The 10,797-nt window shown below is 34.9% G+C and carries 10 protein-coding genes; 7 read left to right on the forward strand and 3 right to left on the reverse strand.

Translation table 11 applies throughout. The features are described 5' to 3' along the window. The first annotated feature begins 670 nt into the window (after positions 1 to 670). Together fabG and P618_RS00325 are read left to right on the forward strand one after the other, a co-directional pair. Positions 671 to 1,417, forward strand: coding sequence for a 3-oxoacyl-ACP reductase FabG (fabG, locus tag P618_RS00320; protein ID WP_021826750.1), 747 nt, complete (start codon positions 671 to 673; stop codon positions 1,415 to 1,417). Beyond that, positions 1,392 to 2,159 (forward strand): MBL fold metallo-hydrolase, encoded by a 768-nt coding sequence (locus tag P618_RS00325; protein WP_021826749.1) that lies wholly within the window; start codon positions 1,392 to 1,394, stop codon positions 2,157 to 2,159. Before fabG ends, P618_RS00325 begins: the two co-directional genes overlap by 26 nt. A gap of 403 nt (positions 2,160 to 2,562) precedes the next feature. On the opposite strand, the gene P618_RS00330 is transcribed toward P618_RS00325, so the two are convergent. Further along, entirely contained in the window at positions 2,563 to 3,072 is a 510-nt protein-coding gene (locus P618_RS00330) for a hypothetical protein (protein ID WP_021826748.1), read from the reverse strand. A gap of 301 nt (positions 3,073 to 3,373) precedes the next feature. After that, positions 3,374 to 4,945, reverse strand: coding sequence for an Asp-tRNA(Asn)/Glu-tRNA(Gln) amidotransferase subunit GatB (gene gatB / locus P618_RS00335; protein ID WP_021826747.1), 1,572 nt, complete (start codon positions 4,943 to 4,945; stop codon positions 3,374 to 3,376). 852 nt (positions 4,946 to 5,797) lie between these two features. On the opposite strand from gatB, the gene lepB reads away from it, so the two are divergent. From lepB to uvrC, 3 genes are read left to right on the forward strand one after another with little or no spacing between them, the layout of a single operon-like run. Further along, positions 5,798 to 6,592: a signal peptidase I gene (lepB, locus tag P618_RS00340; RefSeq protein ID WP_024160972.1), complete on the forward strand. Its 795-nt coding sequence runs from the start codon at positions 5,798 to 5,800 to the stop codon at positions 6,590 to 6,592. 37 nt (positions 6,593 to 6,629) lie between these two features. Then, positions 6,630 to 6,923: a GIY-YIG nuclease family protein gene (locus P618_RS00345; protein ID WP_021826745.1), complete on the forward strand. Its 294-nt coding sequence runs from the start codon at positions 6,630 to 6,632 to the stop codon at positions 6,921 to 6,923. Positions 6,924 to 6,946: 23 nt separating this feature from the next. Continuing rightward, positions 6,947 to 8,443, forward strand: coding sequence for an excinuclease ABC subunit UvrC (uvrC, locus tag P618_RS00350; RefSeq protein WP_239638246.1), 1,497 nt, complete (start codon positions 6,947 to 6,949; stop codon positions 8,441 to 8,443). On the opposite strand, the gene P618_RS00355 is transcribed toward uvrC, so the two are convergent. After that, positions 8,440 to 9,234: a TatD family hydrolase gene (locus tag P618_RS00355; protein ID WP_021826743.1), complete on the reverse strand. Its 795-nt coding sequence runs from the start codon at positions 9,232 to 9,234 to the stop codon at positions 8,440 to 8,442. The two genes, uvrC and P618_RS00355, sit on opposite strands and share 4 nt — an antisense overlap. A 523-nt stretch (positions 9,235 to 9,757) precedes the next feature. Between P618_RS00355 and P618_RS07080 the strand changes: the two genes are divergently transcribed. Then, positions 9,758 to 10,147, forward strand: a complete 390-nt coding sequence (locus P618_RS07080) for a hypothetical protein (RefSeq protein WP_021826742.1) — start codon at positions 9,758 to 9,760, stop codon at positions 10,145 to 10,147. Positions 10,148 to 10,295: 148 nt separating this feature from the next. Then, positions 10,296 to 10,514, forward strand: a complete 219-nt coding sequence (locus P618_RS00365) for a hypothetical protein (RefSeq protein WP_021826741.1) — start codon at positions 10,296 to 10,298, stop codon at positions 10,512 to 10,514. The last annotated feature ends 283 nt before the right edge of the window (positions 10,515 to 10,797 follow it).

The raw sequence follows: 10,797 nt of genomic DNA on the forward strand, positions 1-10,797 counted from the left end.
TTTGCACGCTAGATTTGAGCTCCATCGGAAGATCTTTTGTATCTTCCCTCTTCCTCCATTTTATGACTTACAGCTGCTTTTGCTATGCTCTCTTGATTATTACGGATATCTTTCTACAGCCCCACTGTTATTTTGGCATTTGCATGTAAATGTAATAATTGTCCAATAAGCTTTTCTCCATAGCTTTTTCTCCAGACAGTGTGGTCTTCATAAAATACACCAGAATTTTCTGGAACTAAACATCCAGACTGAATCTCGGAGTATTATTTTTTGTCAATCTTTGTGGCAAATCTGTTGCGTTTCATGCTGGAATCAATCTTCTTCGACCACCTGACCAAGCTTGCGATACCGACTTTGAAACGTTGAAAAACTTCTGAAAAATTTAACTTTTCTGTCTCTTTGATCGACACAACACGACGCACCAAATCGATGGAATACTTTCCCTCATACCCAATCTAAAATTATGGAGATTTAGCTATACTTTCATGACTCTTTTTTATCGTTTTATCTATAGAGTCAAGTCACTGCGCAAGTAAGAAATTTTAGAAAAATATTTTCTGAATTTTAATTGTAAGCATTCGTTATAATTTTTTATTGATTTAAAAGATAAAATGCGAGATACTGTGTTGAATAAAATTTTAGAGCGGTCTGTAGACAGGAAAAATTGCTTATGAAAACACACTGTTTGTTCGAAAAACATTGCCTTATTACCGGAGCTACTGGAGGAATAGGATTAGCAATCGCAGAATGTTTGTGGGAATTAGGAGGTACGATTCATCTTACAGGGCGTAACGTTGAAAGGTTGAAATATCTGGAGTCTTTGTGGAATGAAAGAGTTCACGTATATTGTCATGATTTAAGTGTTAAAGAATCTGCTCAACTTTTACTGAAAGAGGTTTTTTCGAAAACGTCTAGCATTGACGTTCTTGTAAATAATAGCGGAGTCACAAAAGACAATTTGGCTCTTCGTATGACAGATCATGACTGGGATTCTGTAGTGTATCTAAATCTTTCTGTTCCTTTTTTTCTGAGCCAAGGCGTGTTATCGGGGATGCTCAAAAAAAAGTGGGGACGTATTATCAATATAACTTCGGTGATTGGACACAAAGGTAATGCTGGGCAGTGCAACTATTCTGCAACTAAAGCAGGATTATGTGCTATGACAAAATCTTTAGCTTTGGAGGTCGCATCTAGGGGAATTACGGTGAACTCAGTGGCACCTGGGTTTATTGAAACAGCAATGACACATAGTCTTTCACAAGATGCAAAATCTAAGATTTTAGAACACACGCCCTGTAAATTGATGGGCTCTCCAGAAGATGTCGCTTATGCCGTTGAATTTTTAGTGACCCCCAAAGCACGTTTTATTACAGGGCAAACGATACACGTGAATGGTGGAATATATATGGGAGGATAATCAATTGGAAGCCATAATACTTGGATGCGGTCCATCTGTGGGGGTTCCATCTTTGCGCTCAGGTTGGGGAAAGTGTGATCCGACGAATTCGAAAAATAAAAGAACTCGAACGAGCGTGTTTTTTAAAAATTTTCAAGGATCTTGGTTAATTGATGCTTCTCCGGATCTTCGTTTTCAGTGTTTATCTCATAATATTGCGAAAATTGACGGCGTTTTGTGCACTCATGCACATATGGATCACGTGGGAGGGCTTGGTGATCTGGTGGGGTTTGCTTCTTTGGGGCCTATACCCTTTTATGCCGACACATTGACGTGCACACAATTAGAAAATATGCTACCGTATGCGTTTTCAGGAAAGACGCGTTTTTTAGATCTTTTTTCCGTACATGATCTTTTTTATCTCTTTGATCTTCCCGTGATGCCAATTATACAAAAGCACGGAAATACGCATTCTCTTGGATATCGTTTTCCGAAGTGGGCTTATTCTACAGATCTTGTGGAAATTTCAGAAGAAGCGTTCCAAATGTTAGAAGGAATCGAAACCTGGATTTTAGCTTGTCTAAGTATTTATAAAAATCCAAAACATGCGCATTTAGAAAAGGTACTCAGTTGGGTAGAGCGTATAAAGCCTCGTCGTACCATTTTAACACACATGAATAGCGATTTAGATTACAAAGAGCTCAAAGCACAACTTCCATTTGGAGTAGAGCCTGCTTTTGACGGTATGCATATTTTTTTATAAATAAAATTTTAAATTACGTGAAGTTTTTTCTTAAGGATAATGCTCAGAATTTGATTACGATAGCTCTATGATATGGAAGGGGGTATGGCAAAAGTTTGCAATAAATTAAGCTGATATTTACAAAAATGTACGTTATTTCTAAAAAAACGCTCATATTATATAGCAAAGCAAATCTAACTTAAATTACCTGATATCAGGATTTTCTTTTATTCTTTAATACGAAAATCTCTACTTAATTTTACTATATCCAAACTATCTTGGATTCATTTGATAAAAATTATAGCGATTTGAAGCTGTGCACGCAAAACAAATGCTGCCCCCCAGAAAACTGAAAATCAGAAAGAATTTTCCGAAAAAATAGAGAATAAAAGTAAAATTTTTTTATAAGGAAACCGGGATTTTACTATTCTTCTATTTTTATTTTTTTACGAAGTTTGTCATCTAAATCTGATTTATTTAAAATTTGATTACTAGATTTTAATTTATTTAAAATATTTTTTAAATTTTTAATATAGGCTTGAATCATAGCTATACACATCTGAACACGCTTTTTATCGGTATAGCTTAAGAACTTTGGAATCTTTTTAAATGATTCAAAAGCTTTTAGCAAAGCGAATTTTACCCTTTCTTTAGATGCATCCAATATTTCAGAAATTAAGTTAAAAATTGAATCTCGTAAATCATCAAATGAATCCTTATAAAATTGATTTTTCTCAAAGTTTGATAAATCGTCAACATATTCCTTTACTTGTTTGAGCATTATTTCTAAATAACCTATCTGATCAATCATTTTATTGATATCTGATTGTGTAGATGAGGTAAAACTAGGCTCAATATCGATATGAACTAAATTATCTAAAATGGCTTCTTTTGAGACGTCAACTAAAATATCTGAAAGTTCAGAAGAAGTCATTGCGAAAGAAGAAAAATTTAATACTCCAAATAATATTGGGATATTTTCTCTAAAGTTCTACAAAAAAACCGCCCTAGTATTGGAAAATCAGGCACTGTATGCATAGAGCAAGATAATGATAATACAAGACATCACCTAGGACGCATGACGAGACGTACTAAAGTAGTTTCCAAGAAGAAATCTATGGTATACAGATCAATCAAGCTTTGGTGTGCGCTTACGACACTAGAAATCTTTAATCACTATCAAAAAACACTGCTATCTATCTCTAGGTGAAAACCCTCAAAAATATTTTCTATACCTAATTTAAAAAATCTTTTTCCAAAGAAAGTGTTTGAAGATAATTTTTCCAAAGATCCTGAAGCTGCTCTGGATTTCCACGACCTTTTAATTTTTTCATAGTTTGCCCCAAAAAAAACATAAACAACTTTTCTTTTCCAGATAAGTATGATTTTATCTGTTGCAGATTTTCTAAATGAACTTCACAAATAATTTTCATTAACTCTTCTTGGCTATGCCCTTGAACATCAATGTTTTTTTCCTGAAGAATATCTTCGACATTTTTTCCGTGATCTAACATTTCTTGAAAAAGCTCTTTAGCTATGGGGGTTGGAATATTTTTTTCTATCACGCATACAATAAAATTCGCAAATTGATGAGAAGAAAATTTTATTTCTTCCTTGAGTTTTTCTTTGTGAGAAATTTTGGAAAATAAAGGTCCGGTTATCCAATTACACACAGCTTTACTTAAAACACTTTTTTTATTTTCTAATAGAGATTCAGGAATAAAACTTAACGTTTCTTCAAAAAAATCTGCAACCTCTGAAATTTCTGTTAATACAAAACTATCGTATTCTGATAGCTGAAAAGTTTGGATAAAACGTTTGCGTCTTACGTCAAAAAGTTCTGGTAAAGTTTTAAAAATTTTCTCCACCCAATCTTTTTCTATACAAACAGTAGGTAAATCAGGATCTGGAAAATAGCGATAATCTTGCGCTTCTTCTTTAGATCTCATACTAAACGTAATTCCTAATTTTTCATCAAACCCTCTTGTTTCTTGAATAAACTCTTTCTTCTGCTCTAAACATTCAATTTGACGAGATATTTCGTAATTTAAAGCAGCTTTCAAAAAACGAATAGAATTCATATTCTTTATCTCTACCCTCGTTCCAAGAACCCCACTTTGTGGACTTACAGAAACGTTTACATCAAACCGCATTTGCCCTTTTTCCATATCGGCATCGCTCGTTTTTGTATAGCGCGCAATACGCTGAATATGATCTACGTAAACAGCAGCTTCCTCGGGAGATGAAAGATCACAAAAAGAAACTACTTCCATTAATCCTACACCTGCGCGATTAAAATCAATCAAGGATTCAGAATGAGCATCATGCAAACTTTTTCCAGCATCTTGCTCTAAATGTAATCTATGAATTCGTATCATTTTTTCATACCTGGGAGAAAACAAAGATTCTTCCATTACGATAGAAACTTCCCCTCCTTCTATTAGCGGATATCGTTGCTGAGAAATCTGATATCCTGATGGGTTGTCTGGATAAAAATAATGTTTACGATCAAAAACACAGTACGCATTGACAGATCCATTCAAAGCAAGTCCCATACGAATACCTTGCTCAACAGAGGCTCGATTTAAAACTGGTAACATTCCAGGAAAAGCCACATCCACAAAATCAACGCAGTGATTAGCAAGAAGAGTCTGTGTATCTACTGGAGCAAAAGAAAAAATCTTTCTTGCACTTTTAATCTGAAGATGTATTTCAAGCCCAATATACACATAAAATACATTACCTAAACCAGAAGTGTACGATATAGAATTACTCTGAGGAACAAAAGAAGGAGTAACAACAGCCACAGCAAAAATAGATCAAACTTTTCAAGAGGATACAGCAAGTTTGTAAAAAAGACAACGGCATCATCTGAAATCTTATTTTTAAGAACGCATGAAGATGCGCAAGAGAAGTAAACGCAGTACTGTGAATTAATTTTAGGGCACACTTTTTCCAGAGTTTATAGCATTTTTTAGCCCTACATTAAAAAGTACTTTCTCAAAAACTGTATAAAATTTGTTAGACCTAAGTTCATTCGATGATTTGACTGAATTTTTTTGACCCAATGTGCTTTTGAGCTCCCCCCTTGCAGCCCCATTTTGGAGCTTCCACGGATACCATGAGATACCTATTTAAACAACACCGCAACGTCTGCGTGTGTTTGAGTGTAGAAATTGAATGTAGTTTTGAATTATTTTAATGTCTTGAAACGTAAGTTTTTTCACATCTGAAGGCAAAAAATGTCGTATTGCAGGCTTTTATTTACTTTTTCTAAAGGCGACTTTATAGTAAAATTATAGTTAGGGTTAACTCAAAGGTCTGTTTTTCTAAAAAATCACGTAGCCAAGAACGTCTCACTTTGATCACTGAGTATCACGATTTATTTATTGACAAAGTTCAACTTAATTAATTTAATTAACTGTATTTGGTGTACCATTTCTTAAATTACACAATAAATCTATTCTGTGTATAGAGTAAATTAAATTTTCTTGAAATCAAAATCATCTGATTATGCACACTAAATAATAGATTGCATTTGTTTTTTCGAAATTTTGCATTGTCCGCTTTTTAATTTTTTAATTCCGTACTCTGGACTTAAACCGTAAAAGTATGTTATAAAATATGAGCTATTTTAAGGTGATCTGGGAATTGTGGTTATGTTTTCCTTTCAACAAAAAAAGAAATCTCGTGAACATTCTATGTTGTCTTGGATTAATGCGATTTTTTTGGTGGTTATTATCCGCTCGATAATATTTTCTCCATACCGTATTCCTACAGGGTCTATGATTCCTACGCTTTTAGTCGGAGATCACATTATTGTGACTAAATTTAATTACGGAATTTGTAGATTCAGTTTTTTATTTAGTCAATGGATTGATTATTTTTCAGGGCGTGTTGCAGTATTAGATCGTCCAAAACGGGGGGATATCGTTGTCTTTACGTGTCCTAAAAATTTTTCTATGGATTACGTAAAGCGTTTAATCGGATTACCAGGTGATAAAGTTCAGATGAAAGATGGAATGTTATACATTAACAATGAAATTTGTTCCATGAAGAAAGTTTCTGAAAAGTATCGCGCCTATGATGGAGATTCTTTCGTTGAAGGAGATGTCTATATGAGAGAATTTCCAGTAGCTGAATTGGATAAGCACGGAAAAGTTCATGAAATTAAAAAAATTTTTCACAAAGTGCTTAAAATTAAACCTTTCGGCCTGGCACGTTATGATAATACGAAGGAATTTATTGTTCCAGAAAAGCATTATTTTTTTCAAGGAGACAACCAAGATGGTTCTGGAGATAGTCGATCAGAGGATCTTGGATATGTTTATACAGATTATGTTTTAGGTCCTGCTAGAATTATATTTTTTTCGTTAGGTGATCACTTTACTTTACTTAAGCCATGGACTTGGTGGAGTTTAAGATTAGAGCGTATTGGAAATTTGATTCGTTAAAATTTGTTAAGAAGTTTTGAGGTGTTTTTTTACCAAAATGTACGAAGAAGGGCTTAAGGCATTAAAGCATGCTTTGTCTTGCATTCCTGATTTACCGGGAGTGTACGAGATGTTAGACGAAAAAGGAGCGGTTCTTTACGTGGGAAAAGCAAGGCGTTTAGGACGCCGTGTTGTTTCTTATACACGAGTTTCTGCTCTTTCTGTGCGTTTACAACGTATGGTTTCAAAAATTAGATCAGTACGATATACCATAACGCATAATGAATTGGAGGCGCTACTTTTAGAACTGCATACTATTCAAAAAAAAAACCACCTTTTAATATTTTGTTAAAGGAGGGGCATGCGTTATCCTATTTGATACTTTCTTCTCATGAGTTTCCTTCGTTGCTATCCAAGAGATCTAATTTTTCGGAAGGAGAAAAAGTTTTTGGTCCTTTTTTAAATCGCGATATTTTGGAAACCACTAAAACTTATATTTATAAGGCATTTCAGTTACGATCATGTAGTGATCATATTTTTTCAGGACGCAAACGGCCTTGTCTTCAATATTATATTAAATCCTGCAGCGCTCCTTGCGTAGCAAAAATTACTGTTTCTGAGTATAAAAAAGCTGTGGAGGGTGCTCTTCAAATTTTGAAGGGAAAATCTGACAAATTAGAAAAAACTCTTTTAGAAGAGATGAAAAATGCTAGCGCACAGTATGCCTATGAAAAAGCCGCAGCACTCAGAGATCGGTTGCGTTGGATTCATCAAGCAAAAACCACGCAATCGGTTGAACACGTTCCAAAAGAAGACATTGATGTAATCGCTGCAGTCTTTGGTCACGGTGTAACGTGCTTACAGTTGTGCTGTTTTCGTCAGGGAATTAATTATGGTGGACAACATTTTTTTTTCCCTTCGACAACGCAATCCGAGATCAGTAAAATTTTGTCTGAATTTATTCGTCAATTTTATTTTAATATCAAACCACCTCAAGAATTTTTACTTTCTCATTCGTGTTCCTTAGATGTTATTGATACATTAAAACACCTTCATCAAGTAAGTGTAAAATTAACGAGCGTTCCTTGCACGCAAGAACATCAAAATGTTTTGGCTCATGCTCAATTAAATGCACAGCATGCATTGCAACACTATGTTCAGGAAAAAGATGAAATTTTTGCACTTAGTCAAAAAATGCAAAACACTTTTCAATTGAGTAAATTTCCTGTCCATATCGAGGTTTATGATAATAGCCATGTACAAGGACATTACAGTTGCGCTGGTATGGTAGCGTTTGAGAATGGTGTTTGGCAACAAAAAAAATCTCGAATTCTTTTTATGGGAAAAACTCCAGGAGACGATCATACGTTATTGAGAGAAATGCTTGTTCGGCGTTTTTCAAAAAACGATTCTTACCCAGATCTAATACTGGTAGATGGAGGGGCAGGACAAGTATCGACTGTTTTTACAGTATTAAGCACTCTCAATCTTCAACATATTGATGTATTGGGAATTGCAAAAGGCCCCTTTCATAGAGATGGACAAGAAACCTTTTATCGTAAACATCTAAATGCTATACAACTTTTAGAGACAGATCCTTTGCTGCATTTTTTGCAAAGACTCAGAAATAAAGCACATCAGTATGTAATTGAAGCTTATCGAAGAAAACATAGAAGCGCTATGGTTCAAACGCTTTTTGAGCAACTTCCAGGAATCGGTCCGATACGTCAACAAAAATTGCGGTGCATTTTTAAAGATCCTGCATCGTTGAAGAATGCCTCCCTAGAAGATCTAAAGGCCGTTCCCGGTTTTTCCAAAAAACTTGCAGAAAAAGTGCATAATTTTTTGAAATCTTTGGACTTAAATCCCTAGAAATTTTTAATTTTTCTAAATAATTCGTAAAAATTTTTAGTACTCCATTGACAAATTTGAGATTTTGTACATTGACGAAGTTCAGAAATTTTTTTCACAGTATGTGTTAAATACGCAGGTTCATTACGACGTCCTCGATACGGTTCTGGAGTTAACCACGGAGCATCTGTTTCCACAAGAAACTGATTAAACGGAATGCTTTTTACAATTTTTTCTAATTCCCCATTATTCTTAAAGGTAATAATACCTGAGAAACTTATATACCATCCCATGTCCAACGCAGTTCTTGCCTGATCCCATGTTCCGGTAAAACAATGTAACACCCCTTTAGGAACCTCCTTATTCCAGTGTTTCCAAAAATCAAAAAATACGTCAAATCCGTTTCGAACGTGAACAATTAGAGGTAACGATGTGCGTAATGCAGCGTTCACATGGGCCTCAAAACCTTGAAGCTGCAGATCTATTTTCGGAGATTCTGATTGTATATCAATACCAGTTTCTCCTAATCCTAAAATTTTTGGATGCGCAGAATTCTCCACTAACCATGATTCTAAGTCGGATAGAGGATCTTGATTAATGTCGCAAGGATGCACACCGACAGACGCGTACACACAAGAAAAAGCGTTTGCGATTTCCATAACGCAGCGTGCATTTTCTCGATGAACAGAAATAGACAATAACCGACTCACACCCGCTTCTTGAGCGCGCTGTATCACTTCTTTTGCACACGAATAGCGATCAAGATGACAATGGCTGTCTATCATGTAAGAAAAAGAGCTATCAACGGTCATATTCTAAAACAACACATTCTTTCTCTCAGCTTATCAGGTGAAAATTTTTTTTACAAGATCTCAATCAGATAGAAAGGTGCTATCAATGTATTATTAAAAATTTTCAAGACATTCAATCAGAGAATGATTTTTATGTTATTCTGGTGACATAAAAATCATTTTTGAGTAGAAACAAATGCTGTTATGTAAGAAATGTGGATCTGAGTCTTATATTAAATATGGAAAAGACAGAAACGCTATAAATGTAAATCCTGTGGTTGTCAATTTTCAGATACAAAACCCCGAGGTGTATCTTTGGCAATAAAACAACTCGCAATTGCTATTTATTGCACGTTACGGCGTTTCCATGTTGGGCATATCTAAATTTTTTACAGTCAGTTGAGTTGGAGTATTAAAGTGTATAAGACAATAATGCGATAGTATTAAAATTGCAAAAACACAAACACCCGAAACTGTTATTCAAATGTATAAGATGTAGCGTTTCGTCAATGAAAAAACACTTTATGGATCTGAAGAGTCATTGATGGAGTATCGCGTCACTCTATCAACTGAAAGCTTGGTGATCGCAGCCGACACTGTCCTGACAGAACTCATTAGGGCCTGTCCTCAATTAAGCCAAAAACAATTTAAGCCAAGTGAATGGCGCCTGGAAAATTTGAAGACGTTTTATCATAGCGTGAGGCAAGGGCGAGGTGCCGCCTTAAGTTTAGCAAAAAATTCTCGATCAAGTGACGGGATTTGTAAAGATATTCGTTTAGTTCCAAACTCTTATGGTGTAATTTATAAAGAACGCAAGGAGACAAATTTATGGGAAATATATTGCATGCCAATGCCAAGACAACGCCAAAAATTAGAAAAAAAATACAAGAATCTAAAGATAGCGCCCCAACGCTTGCAAAACGCTATAAACTAAACGTCAAAACGGTTCTAAAATGAAAGAAGAGATTAAGCATTGAAGATAAACGCTCGGGCCCGATACAGCCAAAAAGCGTCTTACCCTTAACGCAGCACCTTGTGATTTTCCAATTTAGACGTATTTCTAAATTACCGCTTGATAATGTTTGAATATTGCTCTAAAAGATAAAATCCCAGAACTGACACACTTCTACCATTATCACTGTAAACGCAATGGTCTTAATGTTCTTCTAAAAGCTGAGGAAAAAGGAAATCCCCAAGAAAATAAACCTTTTGAGGATTATCCTATTGATTTTGTGCATATCGATATAATGCGGGTATTAAAGAGGGAAAATGTTGATTGGGTTACAAAAACGTCTATATAGAGCCGCATTGAGCGATAACTGCGGATATATAGTAATTAAGCATGAAAATGGAATTTTAAAGAATGCGGAAATAGCTTCGTAAAGTTTATCAAACTGGTTAATTTACTGATGTTACGCAGCAATAGTTGATTTCTGCTTGAAATAATCATATTTTTCGTCCATAAGTTTTTAAGGACAAAAAATGAAACTGGATCTTCTTGATATTTATAGCGACTATTTGATAAGTCAAAATCACTATGCAACATCGACTGGTTTAGCCAATATGTTTCAAGGCGAAATTAGC

This window comes from Holospora obtusa F1, assembly GCF_000469665.2.
Taxonomy (GTDB): Bacteria; Pseudomonadota; Alphaproteobacteria; order Holosporales; family Holosporaceae; genus Holospora; species Holospora obtusa.